The organism is Sphingobacterium mizutaii, from assembly GCF_900187125.1.
Taxonomy (GTDB): Bacteria; Bacteroidota; Bacteroidia; order Sphingobacteriales; family Sphingobacteriaceae; genus Sphingobacterium; species Sphingobacterium mizutaii.
The window spans coordinates 1183005-1201501 of sequence record NZ_LT906468.1; the positions used below are offsets into that span (position 1 = coordinate 1183005).

Here is an 18497-nt window from a genome sequence, read left to right on the forward strand (position 1 = left end):
ATGGCCCTAAAAGAAGCTTATCTAATCGTCGACATCGGCACAGGTAATGCACGCGTTGCAGTCTGTGGAATAGATGGAGAAATATTAAGTATCAAAAGAGAAAACGTCCAATACGAAACGGTCGCTCAATATGAAGATTCAATTTTCTTCAATCCTGAAGAACTCTGGTCGCAGATCCTGAAACTTTCCAAAGAAGCCTTGGCCGAATCTGGAGAGGTGAAGATCAATGCCATCACAGCGACTAGCCAACGAGAAGGTATTGTCGTGGTAGACCAAGCAGGGAAGTCCTTGTTAGGTATGCCCAACATTGACCACCGAGGGAGAAAATGGGAAGTAGATCTATTGGAAAAGGATTTGGTCTATGAGCTTTCTGGCCGTTATCCGACTTCCCTGTTTTCAGCTTTCAAATTGGTTGGTGTAAGGGAGGTGTATCCAGAACTATTCCAACAGATCGCCTGTGTGATGAGCATCAGTGACTGGATTCAATTTCAGTTTTCCGGAGTAGCTGGATACGAGCATTCTCAAGCTTCTGAAACCTTGCTATATGATGTAGAAAAGAAATCATGGTCTCCAAAGTTGATAGATCAATTTAACCTATCCGCGACCATATTGCCAAGCCTGAAAGATTCAGGGTCGATCTTAGGTAAGATCAAGCCTGACGTGGCTTCCGCCTTTGATATCAATCCAGAAGCCGTGATCGTCGTTGGAGGCGGAGATACCCAATTGGCCATCCGTAGTATGGAACCTTCGGCAAATGACGTTGTCATTGTTTCGGGTACGACTACACCCATTATTAAAATAGTTGACAGCTATGAAAAAGATGCTGAACAGAGGACTTGGACAAGCCGACATATCGACGCTGATAATTTCATTTTAGAAGCGAATGCCGGTGTGACCGGATTGAATTATCAACGCTTGAAAGAGATCTTTTATCCGAATGAAGGTTATGACGTCATCGAAAAAGAATTAGAAGATGCAACCTATTCGCAGTGTGTGGCTTCGTTAGGTTCATTGATTGCAGATGAGGAAGAACCCTTGACCAAGGGAGGTTTTATCTTCAATGCACCAGTATCCCATCAATTAACCCGCGGAAGCTTTGTTTTCGCGATTCTATGGGATATTGCTTGCAGTATCTACGAGAACTATAAGTTCTTGAGTGTGGTCTCTCCACATCAGGAGTCCTACATCTGGGCATGTGGTGGTGGCGTGGAGAGCCGCAAACTGCGTCAGTTTATTGCCAATCTGTTTGGCAAGAGCATCAAGATCAGGGATACCTTCCGTCAGGCGTCTGTCCTTGGTGGCGTGTTCCTTTGCAATGATGCCTTAGGCGTAAAGAATGTTAGTCCTGAGCTATTGGAAGAGATCCATCCACAGGACCATGAAGAGTTTGAAAAACTATATCAAGAGTGGAAAAACGCTCGTAAAACTTTTAAAGAGGTAGTTTCATAAATGAGTAAATATTTTTTTGGATTAGATGTCGGAACCCAAGGGGCAAGAGTGGTCTTGGTGGATGATAAAGGAGAATTGATAGCATCTGATTCCCGAAAATTCCAATTGGATGATTCATTCCGTGAAGAGCAATCTCCACAGCTATGGTGGGATGATTGTCAGGAAATGCTTTCCAATCTAATCAAGAATCTTCCCGACAGCCTGAACAGGGAGGATATCCTTGCTATCTCCGTTACATCGACCTCCGGTACTGTCATTCCTTTGGATATAAATAACCAACCCTTGCATTCTGCCATCATGTACAGCGATCCCCGGTCTGCTGAGCAAGGAAAGCGGATCAAAGCGATAGCTGAAAAACATGTGCCCCATGGTTATACGGGATTCAATGCTTCCAGTGGAATCAGCAAAATGCTATGGTACCTTGAAACCTATCCCGAAAAGGTCCAGGAAATAGCACTCTGGATCCATGCCTCAGATTATCTCGTTGGGAGGTTGTCCGGAAATTATCAGGTAACCGACTATACCAATGTATTAAAATCGGCTTACGATCTGGAGAAACTGGAATGGCCAGCTTATGTAACAGAGGAGATCGGGATAAAAAGAGAATGGTTGCAAGAGGTGGTGCCTTCTGGAACTGTGGTAGGAACATTATTACCATCTCTTGCCGAAGAATGGGGAATTCCAGCAATTCAAGTTGTAGTAGGCATGACCGATGGCTGTGCTACGCAAATGGCTTCAGGAGCTGTCAAACCGGGTACTTGGAACACCACGATAGGAACGACCTTAGTGATCAAAGGCGTTACGAAAAACAATGTGGTTGATCCATTAGGAAGATTATACAGCCATAGACATCCCGAAGGCTATTGGATGCCCGGAGGAGCCAGCAATACCGGTGCAGATTGGATTTCATTGCAGTTTGCAGAAGGATTGGATGCGTTGAACCAAGCAGCAGAGCATTTGATTCCGACCCAAGAGTTGGCATGGCCTCTGCTCCAAGAAGGCGAACGCTATCCCATTATGGCTCCCCACGCAAAAGGATTTGCTCCTGAAAACATAGGCCGTGAAAAGCTATTTGCAGCAAATCTAGAAGGTGTTGCTTTTATAGAAAAGTTAGCTTATGATATTATCGAAGAGCTATCCGGAGAGCAGGTCGATGCGGTTTATTCCGCAGGCGGAGGCAGTAACAGTGATGTATGGCTAAAGATCAGGGCCAGTGTATTAAATGCTCCGATATATAAATGTAAAGAAGCTAGTGGTGCCTTTGGAGCTGCGATCATGGCCGCATCCAATACCCATTACCATTCCTTGATTGAAGCTTCTGAACAGATGACAGCAATTGAGAAAGTGGTTCAGCCTGATCCGCAATTGCATGCTTCTTACCAATCGCAGTACCAGGACTTTAAAAATAAATTGAAAGATTTAAACTATATATAGATGATTACAATCTGTCTATTGAGACACGGAGAAACTGCCTATAATGCAGATGGAAATAAATATTGCGGAAGGACGGATATTCCTTTAACAGAAAAAGGGCTTTCCCAGGCCAAGCGAATGAATGAGCTGCTTAAAGATTATCATTTTGATCAGATATTCTGTTCGCCCTTGCAGCGTGCGAAAAACACTGCAGAGATTGCTTCTGGAAGACCCGAAGCTGTTCAAGTCGATGAGCGCTTGATCGAAGTCGATTTTGGACAATGGGAAGGCAAGCGATCCGAAGACTTTATTGCTGACGATCCAAACTCATGGTATAATTGGTTATCAGATCCGGCAAGCTTTGAAGCGGGCAGGACAGGAGAAAATGCTGCCCAAGTTATTAGCCGTCTAGAAAGTTTCTACGCTGAATTGATGGATAAATATGATGGACAAACCATTTTGGTGGTTGGACATAATGGAGTCAATAGGCTTTTTATGGCGCAGCAATTGGGCATGCCATTAAAGAACTACAGAAAGATCGTCCAAGAGAACTCTGCCTTGACTTTGATAACTTTGGATAAACACAAAGGTTTCAATTTGTTAAAATTGAATGCTTAATTTTAATGCTTCAACAAAAACCCTATGAAGAAATCCTATTTAGCACTTTTCACTTTGATCGCTTTTATGCAGGCAAGCCCTGTATTCTCCCAAAAATTACATAAGCTCAATTTTAAGACTGTCGAGGAGATGTATGATTACTTTAAGTATCAACCCGGTAAAAAGATCATTTCCGGACACCGTGGTACTATAGAGAATCAGATGCCAGAAAACTCCATCCCTGCCATGGAAGCAGTTTTAAAGCATACTCCAGCGATCTTTGAGGTCGATCCTCGTCTTAGTAAAGATGGTGTGCCTGTCATGGTGCATGATGCGACTTTGGACCGTACGACCACCGGCAAGGGGAAAGTGGCTGATTTCACTTGGAAAGAGCTTCAGGGGTTAAAATTAAAAGACCATCAAGGCAACCCGACCAAGTACAAGATCAATACCTTGGAGGAGATGATCAAATGGGCTAAGGGTAAGACCATCCTGAATCTGGACAAAAAGGATCTCCCTATGGAAATGACGGCAGAAATCATCCGTAAGCACAATGCCTACGCTTGGGTCTGGGTCACGGTGCATAATGTGGAGCAGGCCAAGTTCTATTTGGATAAGAACCCTAAGCAATATTTATCCATGCACATCAAAACTGAAAAGGATTTAGAGGCTTTTAAGGCTTCAGGCCTACCTTATGACCGTATGATCGTTTATATCGGTCCTGAAATCAAGCCTTCGAATCAAGCCATGTACAATTTCTTTAAGGGAAAAGGCGTGTTATGTATGATTTCAACAGCTCCAACTTATGATAAGTTGCCCACTGTAGCGGAACGTGCCGAAAAGTATAGAGCGGTTTTTGCAGATGGAGCGACGGTACTGGAATCGGATTTACCGATTGAGGTCGGCAATGCAATAAAATAATCTAAGGTTAATTTAAGTTTATAGAGGAAGGAAACCAGCAATGGTTTCCTTTTTTATTCTATATATAATTATAGAGCTTATTGATAATTGTAATCATTTAAGTGGTTGTTTTTCAGCCGTTAATAATTTTTCTTTACCGGATGAAGCGGCTTGAATAATCAGTATCTTCGTTTACTGATTATTAACACATGAGAAAACCACTTTTATTTACCGTTCTCCTACTACTGGTGTGCAGCACCGTATTATGGGCACAATCCTCAGTTAAATTAAGTAAAGCGGATCTGCCTTCTTGGTTGAAACCATATACAATGAAGCCCCAATCCATTAACTTGGATGATATCAGTATGGGCTATTATTTTGAATTGATCGAAAGCCAATATAATCTCCAGAACCAGACCCATTTCAATAGAACCATCAAAGTCGTTAGTGAATCTGCCGGAGCGGAAAATGCCGGCCAGATCAGCGTCAACTTTGATCCTAACTACCAAAAACTACTCATCCATGAACTCAATATTATTCGAGCTGGACAAGTTATCAATCGTCTTGATCTCTCCAAATTCAAGACAGTAGCTGTTGAAACTGAATTATCCAGGTTGATTTACAATGGTGAGTATTCTGCGATCGCCGTATTAGATGATGTGAGGAAAGACGATAAGATTGTGTTTTCTTATTCCTTAGTCGGTTTTAATCCGGTATTTGAAGGAAAATTCGCGAATACCTATTATTTAGAAGGTTCCGAACCAAATGGGCTGTTACACCTGGTTTATATCGTTCCTGAGGGTCGTATATTGAACATCCGCAAACAAAAAGGTGCAGCAGTTGAGAAAAAGCAAGTCAAGGGTAATTTGACCTATTATTATTGGGAACAGCCTATGAATGCGAATGAAGGAACGGGATTGTATACACCGGGCTGGTTTGATCCCACCCCTCGTGTTGAGGTTTCTGAATTCTCTACATGGAGGCAAGTTGCAGACTGGGCGAAAAGGATTAATCCGATCCCTAATATTAAAGCCGGCTCAGCCTTGGATAAAGAAGTACAAAAACTATGGCAGGAAGCTGGAGGAGATAGTCTGAAATATTTTGAGAAAAGTCTGGACTTCGTTCAGAACTCCATCCGTTATATGGGCATTGAATTGGGCGAACATTCCCACCGCGCTCATCTTCCTGAAGTGGTCTATAACCAACGATATGGGGATTGTAAGGATAAATCGCTGTTATTGGCATCCATGCTCAAGAGCAAGGGGATAGGGTCTTCTTTGATCTTAGCGAATACCTATCAGGACAAGGAATTGGATAAAGTACAGCCGAACCCATTTGCGTTTAACCACATGGTATTGGCAGCAGTGCTGGACGGTAAAATGATTGCCGTTGATCCAACGATCAGTGATCAAGGAGGATACATTCTGAATCGATATTTTCCATATTACGGTAAAGTCCTATTCCTTGAAAATGGAACTAAGCTTTCCGAAGTAAGAAAACCGATACCTAACAATGCCTATTTTGTGAAAATTGTTGATGTCATTCAGATCTTGGATGATGGCAAAGCCAATCTTAAGGTCAAAACCACCTATTATGATCATGAGGCAGAGCGTATGCGCACATTACTGAAAAGCTCCGCAAAGAACCAATTGCAACGAGAATATGAGGATTATTTCCAGAAAATTTATAGAAAGGCTAAAAATATCAGTCCATTGGACATAAATGATGATCTAGCCAACAATATCTTGACTATTAAAGAAGAATACCTCTTGGAAGATTATTTTCTGCAAGAGGATTCACAAAATGCAGCGCCGGTATATTCAAAATACATTTATGATCGTTTGCCTCACGTAGAAGATGGCACATTGGAGCCAATTGCCTTGAACTTTCCCTTGAATGTGAATCATGAAATCAAGATTGTCAACAAGAATAATAAACCCTTAGGCTTTTTCCAACCTGATGAAAAGGTGTTTGATAGGCAAGCTTATTGGTATTCAAGATCCCAGTCTTCCGATAAGGATACCCTCAAGGTTTCAATTACCTTTCGCAGTAACGATTCCTTTGTTCCCATGGACGAGGTTCAGCAATACGTGGATGATTTCAAGGTCATGAATGATGGATTGAGTTATTCCTATTTTGTGGATAATGATGGTCAGCTTTTGATTGGTTCAACTGGTCCCATTCAATTTGCCAAAATAAATTTTGTGGCACTTTTGATGTTTATTGTCATCCTTGCTGGTACAATTTACTTTTTGTTGAAGAAATTGGTGAAAACAAAACCAACTGGATTAATCAATCTATATCATGAGTATGAACATAGAGAAATTGGCGGTTGGTTAATCATTTTGGCAATCAAGCTCGTTGTTGCGAACTTTGTCTTGTTAGGGTTGTTCTTTGTCAATTTTTCTCCAATCAGTAATGCGCTATGGGCTTTGCTTGAAAATGCAGGGAATGCCTATGCTTATTTACTGCTCTATTTAATGTTTTACCTGGCTTTTTATGCAGTTTATTTAGCTTCTAATATCTATTCCTGTGTATTGTTTTTTCAACGAAGGGATATCTTTCCGCAGACCTATTTTATCGTGAATATTGGAGGTTTGGTCATCATGATCTTATCAAATTTCTCATTTTCCCTTATTTATCCAGATGGCTTGGTCTGGGGTTTTATGAGTCCAGGAGACCTCTGGACAATTCTCATTGTTATGGCTTGGTCTATTTATCTGGTGGTTTCAAAAAGAGTCAAACGAACCTTTACGGTACCTTATCAAAAAGATAGATATTACTACTTAGGTGAAAATGAAATATCCGATTCGGATCCATCATCTGAATCAGAAAACCCATCCCCGGAAAACTATGGCCCCCATCCTTTGAATAATTAGAATAGAGAAGCTTAATAAGCGTTATAATGGTTCGTACTTTTTGGTTTATGATGCGGGCGTATGCGCTACGCCCCTACAAAAGGTGGCTACCTTTATCGGGTTTTAAAGAAACGATATATTGGGAATATGTTGCGGACGTATGCGCTAATTCCCCAAGAAGGATAATGCATTTATTGTACAATACTCCCTTGATCTTGGTCTATCCTCTTATCCCATTAATCCTGGTTCATGCCTCGATCTTGGCCCATCCTCCAATCCCTTTAATCCTGGTTCAAAGTATCAGATGGACAGGTCTCAAATCTCATATCTCACATCTCATATCTAACCCCTACAGATTACTTTCCTTCTTGATTTTCCTTCTGGTCGTAATCGGCTTAGCCAATTGTTTAGCTTCGTATTGTCTTTCCAGGTATTTAATGATTTCTCCGGCGATGTCCTTTCCGGTTGCTTGTTCGATTCCTTCGAGGCCAGGTGAAGAGTTTACCTCCAAGATCAATGGTCCACGAGCGGAAGGGAGCATATCCACACCAGCGACAGTCAATCCCATGGCACGGGCAGCCGCAATCGCAGTTTCTCTTTCCGTACGGGTTAATTTAACCACCTCTGCTGTTCCACCACGATGTAAATTCGAACGGAATTCACCTTCTTTTGCGGTTCTTTTCATGGCGCCAACGACCTTACCGTCTACCACAAAAGCACGGATGTCAGTACCTTTGGCTTCTTTGATGTATTCTTGGATCAAGATATTGTTTCCAAGGCCATAGAAGGCCTCAATGACCGATGAAGCAGCTTTCTTTGTCTCAGCTAATACAACACCGATTCCTTGCGTACCTTCCAATAATTTGATGACTAGAGGTGCACCCCCGACCATGGAGATCAGGTCGTCTACATTCGATGCTGTCCTGGCAAAGCCAGTGATGGGCAATCCAAGACCGGCACCTGAAAGGATCTGCATGCATCTCAGTTTATCCCTAGAGCGAGTGATCGCTTGGGATGGATTCGCTGAGATAACACCCATGACCTCAAATTGGCGAACGATAGCTGATCCATAGAAGGTTACAGAAGAACCAATTCTAGGGATGATCGCGTCAACCTCGGCAATATCTTGACCTTTATAATGGATAGATGGTTTTGCTTGTTGTATGCCCACATAGCATTTGCTATGGTCGATCACTTCGCATTCGTGACCTCTATTTATGGCGGATTCTACCAGTCTACGGGTAGAATATAATGACCTATTCGTCGATAATACGGCTATTTTCACAATACTTTATTTGTTAAACAGATAACGATGTTATGAGTTTTATATGATGTTTGTTGCTATGTTTTTTTTAGAGACATCGACCAAGAATTTCCCTGTAATAAAATTACGTCCCAATAGCATGGGGTAGGACATGGCTGATCGATTTCGAAAGGACAATTTGATATCATATAGCTCGTTAAACATACGAATCTTGGTCAAAAAGATATAGCGTATCTCCGATTGTCCAAAAGAACTTTTTACTGTTCTTTCCCGGTGTACGGGGAAAGTCAGTTTCAGGGTCTTTTCACTGTCTTCGTTTGGCCTGATATAAGCGGTAATGTACAGGTGGCCAGCTTTTTTTACCACCTCCATTTCTTCGCAATGTAGAACAGAGGTCTCAGCGCCCGTATCCGTCTTCGCGTGGATATTGTATAGACCTAATTCCGGTAGGTCAATGGTTTCTGTTCTGCCAATGGTCTTTTTACCTCTCACTGCCTAGTCTATTCGTATACAAATTCTCCAAAAGGTGAACGAATGGTCACTTTTTTCTGCGCTGCAGCTTCCACACGACCGATGATCTGAGCGGGGATACCAAATGATTCCGAAATCTGGATGATATCGGCAGCGATTTCCTCAGGAACATAGAGTTCCATACGGTGACCCATATTGAATACTTTATACATTTCTTGCCAATCCGTGTTTGATTCTTTCTGAATCAATTCAAATAGCGGTGGAATAGGGAAGAGGTTATCCTTGATGACATGCACATCGTCTACAAAATGTAGCACCTTGGTCTGTGCACCACCTGAACAGTGTACCATGCCATCAATCTGGCTGCGGTATTTGTCCAAGATTTGTTTGATCACAGGCGCATAGGTACGCGTAGGCGACAACACTAATTTTCCTGCAGTCACTTCCTCTCCAGTTTCCGTTTTGATGCGGTCTGTCAATGCCTTTCCTCCTGCAAATACCAAGTCATAAGGAACAGCAGGGTCAAAGCTTTCCGGATATTTCTCTGCAATGTACTTGCTGAAAACATCATGACGGGCTGATGTCAGACCGTTAGATCCCATACCGCCATTATATTCCTTTTCGTATGTTGCTTTGCCATAAGATGCAAGACCGACAATTACGTTGCCGCCTTTGATCTTGTGGTTCGAAATTACATCTTCACGCTTCATGCGGCAAGTAACTGTGCTATCTACGATGATAGTTCTCACTAAATCGCCAACATCAGCAGTTTCTCCACCTGTAGAATAGATCCCGATGCCCAATTCTCTTAATTCAGCTAGGATTTCTTCAGTACCATTAATGATTTCGGCAATCACTTCCCCCGGAATCAGGTTCTTGTTTCTACCGATGGTCGATGAAAGAATAATATTGTCAATAGCCCCAACGCATAATAGATCGTCCAAGTTCATGATAATGGCATCTTGCGCAATGCCACGCCATACGGATGCATCTCCGGTTTCTTTCCAATAAACATAGGCCAAAGAAGATTTTGTTCCGGCACCATCTGCGTGCATAATGTTGCAATATTGCTCATCAGCAGCTAGAATATCGGGTACAATCTTACAGAAAGCTTTAGGGAATAAACCCTTGTCAATGTTTTTGATCGCGTTGTGTACATCCTCTTTCCCTGCGGATACACCTCGTTGGTTATATTTTAAATCTGACATCTTGTTGCAAAAATAAACAAACCTCCCGATTATAGCGAAAAATTTTCGTTTAGGGAGGTTTGCAAGTGGACAGCATTGTGTTTCTGTCCAATTTTATTGAGCGACTAGGTCATCTTATGACCTGCATTATCCTTAAAAAGCTTATTCTGAGATCCCTTTCGGGTCAAAGCCATTGTTTTTTACCTTGATTAACTGATTGAACAAATGCAGCATGAGGGTGTCTGTCCTAGGGTCTTCCTTCAGGAATTTTTCATTTTCCTTATCGGTCGCTATGAGGTTGAACAATTTATCGTTCATAAAGTAATACCTGACTTCTCCAGCCTTTTTGGTTTTGTCCATATCAAATTTGGGGTCGATGATATGCGTGTTATAGTTGTACTGCTGTTCGAATACAAAGGAAAGCTTATCATCCTTGAGGTACATGTCTTGCAGGGAATATCCACCTTCGCCATAGTTCCTGGCCTTAATGAGTTCGAGTTTGTTATTCTTGAAATAATAAGTGGCCACTCCACCTTCTGTGGATTCATGGATTTGCGCCGAATCAATTTTATCCCAGTCTTTAATGGCATTGATTCTTTGAAAGTTTTCTCGGACAAGCAAGGTCGAATCTATACTGCCTGCCACTGGACTTTCCATTGCTCCAGAATCAGCTACCAAAGTACTATCCGCACTTGTATTGCCTTGATTTTTATTTCCTTGGCAAGCCGTTAGTGCAAGGGTAGCTGCTAAGGAACATATTGCTAGTTGTTTCATGTGATTTTTAAATAGTCTGCCATCAGAAGTGCAAAAATAATTCCAAGGATTGCCAGCAATAAAAAAGCCCTCTGTAATATTTACAAAGGGCTTTTATTCAGCTAAAGCTTAATTTTTTGATATTAATGTTTGAAGTGGCGAACACCAGTTGTTACCATAGCAACAGCTTTTTCGTTGGCCATATCAATGGATAATTGATCCTTAATGGAACCTCCCGGTTGTAAAACAGCTTTAACACCAGCGTCTCCAGCAATTTCCACACAGTCAGGGAATGGGAAGAAGGCATCCGATGCCATCACGCTACCTTGGATTTCAAATCCGAAAGATTGTGCTTTTTCAATAGCTTGTTTCAAAGCATCTACACGAGATGTCTGACCAACTCCTGATGCGATCAAAGTACCATCTTTAGCAAATACAATCGTGTTAGACTTGGTGTGTTTTACGATTTTGTTCGCAAAATAAAGGTCTTTCAATTGCTCTTCGGTAGGTTTTACCTCAGTTACTGCTGTCATTTGCTCCGGACCTTCAACGGTATTGTCTTTATCTTGTTGGATTACTCCGTTCAATAAGGTCTTGAATTGCTGTGTTGGCAATTTAACTTCCTTACGACGAAGGATAATACGGTTTTTCTTTGCAGTCAAGATCTGTAAAGCTTCTTCAGTGTAAGAGGGAGCGATCAATACTTCAAAGAAAAGGTTGTTGATTTCTTCTGCAGTTGCTTTGTCTACTTCGCCATTGGTAATCAATACACCTCCGAAAGCTGAGACTGGGTCACAAGCTAATGCAGCTTCCCAAGCCGCCTGGATAGTTGGTCTTGAAGCCACTCCACAAGCATTGGTATGCTTCAGGATAGCGAAAGTAGGTTCGCTAAACTCATCGATAATGGCTACAGCAGCATCTACGTCAACCAAGTTGTTGTAAGAAAGCTCTTTACCGTTCAATTTGTCGAACATAGCGTCAAGGTTACCATAGAAAACCCCTTTTTGGTGTGGGTTCTCGCCGTAACGAAGAACTTGTGCATTTTGTTCAGATTGTTTGAATACGTCTAGAGGCTCTTCTTGATTGAAGTAATTGAAGATCGCTGTATCGTAATGCGATGAAGTATTAAATGCGCGTTTAGCGAATGATTTACGTTGTTCAAGGGAAGTAGCACCTTCTTGGGCAGCTAAGATTTCTTCCAATTCAGTATAGTCGTTTTTCGAAGAGATAATGACTACATCATTGAAGTTTTTCGCAGCAGCACGGATCAAAGAGATACCACCGATGTCAATCTTTTCGATAATATCTTGCTCAGATGCTCCCGAAGCTACCGTTTCTTCGAATGGGTACAGGTCTACGATCACTAAATCGATCTCTGGGATTTCGTATTCCTCTAATTGTTTTTTGTCATCTGCCAATGGACGGCGAGACAAAATCCCTCCGAATACTTTCGGGTGAAGCGTTTTTACACGGCCACCTAAAATAGAAGGGTAACCAGTTAAATCTTCAACACGTTCTACTGGGATATCTAAATCACGGATAAAAGACTCCGTACCGCCAGTGGAATAAAAAGTAACTCCGAATTTGTTTAGTAGTTGAATTAGAGGTGCAAGGTTATCTTTATAATAAACTGAAACCAATGCATTTTTAATCTTAACAGGATGATTCATTGCGTTTTGTTTGGAGCCGCAAAGATAATTATTTAAAATATAATTTTCTTGAATTTTATTACTTAATTAAAATGCTCGGGCTCAAACAGTTTTAAATTATTAGTATATTGGTTTATTCGATTCTAAAACACAAACTTAACCATGAAAAATCTTCTTATTTTATCAATGACCTTGGCCTTAGGGCTCCTCGGATTGCCTGGAAAAGCACAAGAAAATATTGGTGCGAAAGAAATCAAAGTCAACTCTCTGGTGGTTGCTGCAGACAATTCGGTAACTTTTAACTTGGTTGCTCCAGAAGCTAGGTCAGTTTATTTAACGGGAAATTGGATGGTCCAGAAGCCTCAAGAGCTGCCTAAGGTAGCGATGAAAAAAGATGCCTCAGGGCTATGGTCAGTAAAACAAGATAGTTTAGGGTCAGATCTATTTCTATATAATTTTATTGTTGATGGTGTTCGAATCAATGATCCATTGAATGTATATCAGGTAAGGGATGTGGGCAATGTCTTCAATTACTTCATTACCAATGAAGGGAATGCGGACTATTATAAGACGATGTCCGTGCCGCATGGTACCATGATCAAGCAATGGTATCCATCCAAGATCAATAAGTCTGAAAGAAGAATGACGGTTTACACACCACCAGGTTATGAGTCTTCGAAGGAAAAGTTTCCAGTTCTATATTTGCTACATGGAATGGGAGGGGATGAGGATGCTTGGCCAACACTGGGGCGGGTGGCACAGATCATGGACAACCTGATTGAAGAAGGCAAAGTAGAACCGATGATCGTGGTGATGCCTAATGGCCATACCAGCAACTCTGCAGCTCCTGGTTTTTCAGAAAAGGGAGAATATAAGATCGAGTTTTTTACGCCGGATGTAGGTTCAGGTGACATGGAATCCAATTTTGATGAAGTGATTAATTTCGTGGAATCGAATTATAGGGTCATTAAAGACAAGAAGAGCCGTGCTATAGCTGGCTTGTCCATGGGTGGTTCGCATGCTATGTTTATTTCAAGCTTCTATCCAAATACCTTTGGCTATGTGGGTTTGTTCTCGGCTGCTTATAGGATCAATGATAAGATCAAGCGCGAAGTATATGATAAGTTTGAAGAAAACTTGCTGAAGCAAAAGGAGAATGATTACGAAATATATTGGATTGGAATGGGTGAAGATGACTTTCTTTATGACACAGGAGCTGAATTTAGGAAGAAGCTGGATGGGATAAAATTAGATTATATATATCATGAATCTAAAGGTGGCCATACCTGGTCAAATTGGAGGGATTATTTAGTTGAATTCAGTACATTCCTCTTCCGAGATTTTGATTAGGTAAAGAGCAAAAGTATCCGAAATAAGATAGGTGTTTTTTGAACGGGAATCTCTTGGTTTCAGTTTAGTTTCATTCGAGACACATTCGGAAAATTCCGAATGTGTCTCGAATGAGGTCAAGAAATATTCCAGGAAATTTTGGATGTGTAAGAATCCTCAAAAAAGGTTCGAAGATAATGAAAAAGGAGCTGTCCATGGGGTAGCTCCTTTGTTATGTTTATTGAATTAAACTAAAGTAAGTTTAATTGTATTTTTTCAATAAGTTCTCGATTACTTTCGGGTAGTGCGCATGCTCAAGCTGCTGACCATTGAACTTTAAAATTTCCAAGGTATCGCCGGCTTCTACACGAAAGCGGGCTTGGTGAATGATTTCACCTTCATCAAAATTTTCATTAACAAAGTGGATGGTAATACCGTGTTCCTCTTCGCCCGCTTCCAAGACTGCTTTATGTACCTTGTCGCCATACATTCCTTTGCCACCAAATTTGGGTAATAGGGCAGGGTGTATGTTGATAATTTTGTTTGGAAAGCTCTTCAATAGGTTTTCAGGTACTAACCATAAGAAACCAGCTAAAACCACTAAATCAATTTCAAGTCTTTTCAATAGTTCTACGATTTCATCGGTTTGGTAGAAATCGTGCTTATCAAAAACATGAGTTGGGATTTCAAAATTATCTGCACGTTGTAAAACATATGCATCTGGGTTGTTACTTAGAACTAAGGCAACTTCGGCGCTGTCGGCGTATTTAAAATGCTCCATGATTTTTTGAGCATTCGATCCAGAACCAGAAGCAAAAATAGCAATACGCTTTTTCACAGTGTGTTATCGTTTGAAAATTTTAACTTTAATTTTTCACAAATATAGCTGAATTTTTCCAATAAAGGGGAATTTGAGCTCATTATGGGGTAATTTTTGTTAGATTTAAGGACATTAAGCTCAAATTATCAGGTTATGAAGAATATTATCTTAGTCCTCATCTTTGTTTTCACAACTGTTGGATTGTCCATTGGACAAGTGCCAGAGAAAATGCCTGCATTCTCCAAGTTTAGTGATATGAACACTGGTGCTAAGTTTACTTCAGACTCTTTGAACAGTAAGCATACGCAGGTATTTATCCTTTTTGATCCAGGCTGTGGGCATTGCCAAGAGCTGGGTCAGGGCATTTCCAAGTCATTGGATAAGATCCGGCAGGATGTGGATTTCTATTTTATTTCTATGCAGGAGAAACCTCTGGTAGATGGATACATCAATATGTTTGCTAAAGGTTTGAGAAATGATAAGCGTGTAAAATTTCTTTATGACCCAGAAGGCGAATTTATTTTAAGTTTTAATCCTAAGAATTTTCCTTCAACCTATATCTATGAGGCTAAATCTCTACAAATTATCAAACAATTCGACGGTGAAAACAGGGTAGAAACGCTCCTTCCGTACCTTCAAAAACGTGATTAGGACATTAAAAACCTTGTATTTCGTACATTTTACTTTTTATTTCCAAAATTTTCCTAATAAAATAAAGTGATATTACTTATTTAATAGTTTTCATATATTTACATATTGAAAGTTTTAAAGGAAAAAACTGTTCTTGATTGGTAGTGATAGTGAATTCTAACAAAAAGGATCTTGGTTTTGAAGATTAAATAGATGCTGGCCGTGATTTGTGCGAATGTAAATACCGAAAGGAAAGCTTAAATCAAATTTTAGTAAACATTTTTGAACAAACAATTGAAATTATTGGATTAATACGAAGCTTTAAATTGCTGGAAATGATGTGATATTTATTTCCTTGGGGGTAATTTAACCGGACGTCCGTATTTATGAAAATATATTTTCAAGCTACATTAAACATTTTCAAAATTCTTTAGTCTTTGCGAATATCAGCCAGTCTATAATAAAATATTGTAAGGGCCAAGAAATTACAATTGGGGTTGATGTATACATTTATTTATGATTAACATTTATAAGGAATTAAGTTACCGCGATAACGAATCTTTTATGGCGGTAGAAACTTTGATAATGTCTCTTGATTTAGGACCTCAGAAGAAATTGGTGATGAGCCAGTTCCCTTCCTGGGTAAATATTGCCAAGGATTACATCAAAGAACATTGGAATAAGCAGATCACGCTAGAAGAGTTGTCAAATTTATGTGCAGTTCATAAAGTAACAATATCGAAATATTTCGAAAAATATGCAGGGAGTACAGTATTGCTTTACCAGCGGAAAATTAGGATTATTCGAGCCGTGGAACTGATGCATTTTAGCGGTTATTCGCTAACAGAGATAGCTTTTTTATGTGGTTTTTCAGATCAAAGCCATTTTACGAGGTACTTTCGTCAAATGATTGGATTCTTGCCTAAGGAGTTACAGAAGGCCTGACGCTAATATCGTTCTATTTTAAAATTTAAGCATAGGTTTATTTTGTAGCAAGCGAATAAAATCAATTGTTTAACATGAAAATACTACAGGGGAATCGACTGCCAAAGCCAAACGGCCATTATAGCACAGCCATAGTTTCAAATCATTTTCTATTTGTATCGGGTCAATTGCCCATATCGGCAGATGGAAAGCACCATGAAGAAGATGATTTTGAAAGTCAATTTACCGTTGTGTTTCAGAATATTGAGAATATTCTACTAGCCTCTTCGAGTAGTATGTCGAAGATCGTCAAGGTTACAGCTTATGTCAGTGACGTTAAATTTTGTCCCCAATTCAACGCTTTATTTGCCGATTTCATTGGTAAACATAAGCCCGCCCGAACGGTCGTTCCGGTAGCTGAATTACGTCATGGATATATGCTAGAGGTAGACTTGATAGCAGAAGTATAGTCCTGCACACATTTATTAAACCCGTATATTCCTTTTCATTCGAAAATTGAGTTTATTATTATCCCGGAAGAAAATCTAGTGTAATTTCTCGCTGTGGATGTTAAAAATAAAGTTTAGGATGAAAAAGCGATTGGTTTCTTTCTTAGGTTTATCTCCAATTTAAATTTCTGTCAGCGATGGATCTGGAAATTGAAAGATAAATTTTAAAGACAACTAAACAATGAAAAAAGGGAGGTTTCCAATGGAAATCTCCCCTTTTTTTTATTTTTTCTATTGCCTGTTAATTCTTGCTGTTTATTTTGTGAATTTTTGCCTTGGAGATGAAGCTTGAAAACATTATTTCGTGGAAAGTACTTTTTCCAATAGGGCTGTACCTACTTTGCCCAAATCATTGCTCGAATTGGAAAGCATGATAACTACTGATTTTTCATCCGGAACAAAGCCTACAAATGCATTAGAACCGGCAGTAGCACCAGTGTGATGGTAGTAAATGACTCCATCTAACATGTTCATGTGCCAAGCCAATCCGATATCGCTGTTAGGAGGGACGAAGAAAGTGAACTGTTTAGTGAGGTTCATCGCTTTCTGCACATTTGTTTCCGGATAGGTCAATTGCGCGATGGTATAACGCAAAAGATCATTTACACTTGATTTTAGAGAGCCTGCTGCAGTTATTGCTTGAAAATTCCAGAAAGGAACTTGCTGGCCTTCTCCATCAAATGGAGGTGCGATGTTCTTTTCCTTGGGGTTCAATTTATCAATCGTATTGGTCATTTCCAGGGGAGTCAAGATCATTTCCTTGACCATGGTCATGTAAGGCTTTTTCGATATGGTCGATAGAAGGTCTCCTAATAAACCATAACCTAGATTGCTATATGCATATTCCGTTCCTGCTTCTGTTTTTGCTGTATAGCCTTTTAAGAAAGCGTACAAGGCCTTCTTGTCGTATGCTGCATAAGGATCACTATTGGAGAATTTCGGGACCTTGTTCCAATTGTCTGCAAGCCTCGGTAAACCCGAAGTATGGTTAGCCAACATCTTGAAAGTAATTTTTTGTATATCAGGATTTTGGGCTACGGAATCGGGAAGGAATTTTGCGATACTGTCTTCTAAGGAAATGGTTCCTTGGTTGACCATCTCGGCTAAAAGGGTCGCGGTAAAGGTTTTAGTCACCGAGCCTATTTCATATAAGGTGTTGGCATCTGGTAAGGTGCTGTTTCCGGGCGTAGTTTCACCATAGAAAAAAGTATTGATTTTGTTTTGGTGAATCACGGCAACAGCTAAGGAATGTGCATTCCCATTTTTTGCATAACTACGCGCCACAGAGTCTATATATACATCCAATGGGCTTTTGGCTTCTACATTGGAAATGATGTCCTCTTTTTTCGGGGCTTCGTCCGGTGAATAAGGTTTTACCAAAAAGGTATTGTACCTCATGTTGGAGTCAATTGCAAGTTGCATGGTCAGCGTTTCCTCTTGCAATTCCACTTTATAGGTTGCCAATCCCCTGCTAAAACCAGTCTTGGTTACATTTTCTATTCTCCCTAAGGCAAAAAGGTTATTCAGTAATTCTGCCATCTTTTCCTTGCTGATGTTTTGTTTAAAATTATCATTGGCAAGATTGTAGATGGAGTCTACTTGCTGGGAGTTGAAGAAAAATTCTATTCTATTGAATACGGCCCTATTGTTATTCTCGTCAACCGTTTGGGCTTTTACAGTACCCAAACAAGCTAAAACTAGGATAATGAGGAGGTTGATCGCTTTAATTCTCATGCCCAAAAAT

The 18497-nt window shown here is 40.3% G+C and carries 16 protein-coding genes; 9 read left to right on the top strand and 7 right to left on the bottom strand.

What is annotated here, in order from left to right; genetic code table 11:
• The 5 genes from CKW03_RS05040 (at position 1) to CKW03_RS05060 (ending at position 7238) form a co-directional block, all read left to right on the top strand.
• Positions 1 to 1449, top strand: a complete 1449-nt coding sequence (locus CKW03_RS05040) for an FGGY-family carbohydrate kinase (RefSeq protein WP_093098941.1) — start codon at positions 1 to 3, stop codon at positions 1447 to 1449.
• Entirely contained in the window at positions 1450 to 2883 is a 1434-nt protein-coding gene (locus tag CKW03_RS05045; protein WP_093098943.1) for an FGGY-family carbohydrate kinase, read from the top strand.
• On the top strand, positions 2884 to 3480 hold the full coding sequence (locus tag CKW03_RS05050) for a histidine phosphatase family protein (protein WP_093098944.1): 597 nt from the start codon (positions 2884 to 2886) through the stop codon (positions 3478 to 3480).
• 24 nt (positions 3481 to 3504) lie between these two features.
• The gene (locus CKW03_RS05055; RefSeq protein ID WP_093098946.1) at positions 3505 to 4380 is read left to right on the top strand and encodes a glycerophosphodiester phosphodiesterase family protein; all 876 of its coding nucleotides are present in this window, start codon (positions 3505 to 3507) and stop codon (positions 4378 to 4380) included.
• Positions 4381 to 4568: 188 nt separating this feature from the next.
• Complete coding sequence (locus tag CKW03_RS05060) at positions 4569 to 7238, top strand: DUF3857 domain-containing protein (RefSeq protein WP_093098947.1); 2670 nt, start codon at positions 4569 to 4571, stop codon at positions 7236 to 7238.
• A 328-nt stretch (positions 7239 to 7566) separates the two neighbouring features.
• On the opposite strand, the gene rimK is transcribed toward CKW03_RS05060, so the two are convergent.
• The 5 genes from rimK to purH form a co-directional block, all read right to left on the bottom strand.
• The gene (gene rimK / locus CKW03_RS05065; RefSeq protein WP_093098949.1) at positions 7567 to 8502 is read right to left on the bottom strand and encodes a 30S ribosomal protein S6--L-glutamate ligase; all 936 of its coding nucleotides are present in this window, start codon (positions 8500 to 8502) and stop codon (positions 7567 to 7569) included.
• 39 nt (positions 8503 to 8541) lie between these two features.
• Positions 8542 to 8973: an ATP-dependent zinc protease family protein gene (locus CKW03_RS05070; protein WP_093098950.1), complete on the bottom strand. Its 432-nt coding sequence runs from the start codon at positions 8971 to 8973 to the stop codon at positions 8542 to 8544.
• A gap of 8 nt (positions 8974 to 8981) precedes the next feature.
• Positions 8982 to 10160, bottom strand: coding sequence for an AIR synthase related protein (locus CKW03_RS05075; protein ID WP_093098952.1), 1179 nt, complete (start codon positions 10158 to 10160; stop codon positions 8982 to 8984).
• A gap of 141 nt (positions 10161 to 10301) precedes the next feature.
• On the bottom strand, positions 10302 to 10913 hold the full coding sequence (locus tag CKW03_RS05080) for a hypothetical protein (protein ID WP_093098953.1): 612 nt from the start codon (positions 10911 to 10913) through the stop codon (positions 10302 to 10304).
• A gap of 122 nt (positions 10914 to 11035) precedes the next feature.
• A complete protein-coding gene (purH, locus tag CKW03_RS05085) occupies positions 11036 to 12562 on the bottom strand; it encodes a bifunctional phosphoribosylaminoimidazolecarboxamide formyltransferase/IMP cyclohydrolase (RefSeq protein WP_093098955.1) in 1527 nt (508 codons plus the stop codon).
• A 141-nt stretch (positions 12563 to 12703) separates the two neighbouring features.
• Between purH and CKW03_RS05090 the strand changes: the two genes are divergently transcribed.
• Positions 12704 to 13891: an esterase gene (locus CKW03_RS05090; protein ID WP_093098956.1), complete on the top strand. Its 1188-nt coding sequence runs from the start codon at positions 12704 to 12706 to the stop codon at positions 13889 to 13891.
• Between the two features lie 241 nt (positions 13892 to 14132).
• On the opposite strand, the gene purN is transcribed toward CKW03_RS05090, so the two are convergent.
• The gene (gene purN, locus CKW03_RS05100; RefSeq protein WP_093098958.1) at positions 14133 to 14708 is read right to left on the bottom strand and encodes a phosphoribosylglycinamide formyltransferase; all 576 of its coding nucleotides are present in this window, start codon (positions 14706 to 14708) and stop codon (positions 14133 to 14135) included.
• A 135-nt stretch (positions 14709 to 14843) separates the two neighbouring features.
• Between purN and CKW03_RS05105 the strand changes: the two genes are divergently transcribed.
• The 3 genes from CKW03_RS05105 (at position 14844) to CKW03_RS05115 (ending at position 16714) form a co-directional block, all read left to right on the top strand.
• Positions 14844 to 15341, top strand: a complete 498-nt coding sequence (locus CKW03_RS05105) for a TlpA family protein disulfide reductase (protein WP_093098959.1) — start codon at positions 14844 to 14846, stop codon at positions 15339 to 15341.
• A 495-nt stretch (positions 15342 to 15836) separates the two neighbouring features.
• Positions 15837 to 16265, top strand: coding sequence for a helix-turn-helix domain-containing protein (locus CKW03_RS05110; RefSeq protein WP_093098961.1), 429 nt, complete (start codon positions 15837 to 15839; stop codon positions 16263 to 16265).
• 74 nt (positions 16266 to 16339) lie between these two features.
• Positions 16340 to 16714, top strand: a complete 375-nt coding sequence (locus CKW03_RS05115; protein ID WP_093098962.1) for a RidA family protein — start codon at positions 16340 to 16342, stop codon at positions 16712 to 16714.
• Between the two features lie 336 nt (positions 16715 to 17050).
• On the opposite strand, the gene CKW03_RS05120 is transcribed toward CKW03_RS05115, so the two are convergent.
• Positions 17051 to 18487 carry a serine hydrolase gene (locus CKW03_RS05120; RefSeq protein ID WP_093098964.1) on the bottom strand — a complete coding sequence of 479 codons (1437 nt, stop codon included), beginning with the start codon at positions 18485 to 18487 and terminating at the stop codon, positions 17051 to 17053.
• Positions 18488 to 18497: the final 10 nt, after the last annotated feature.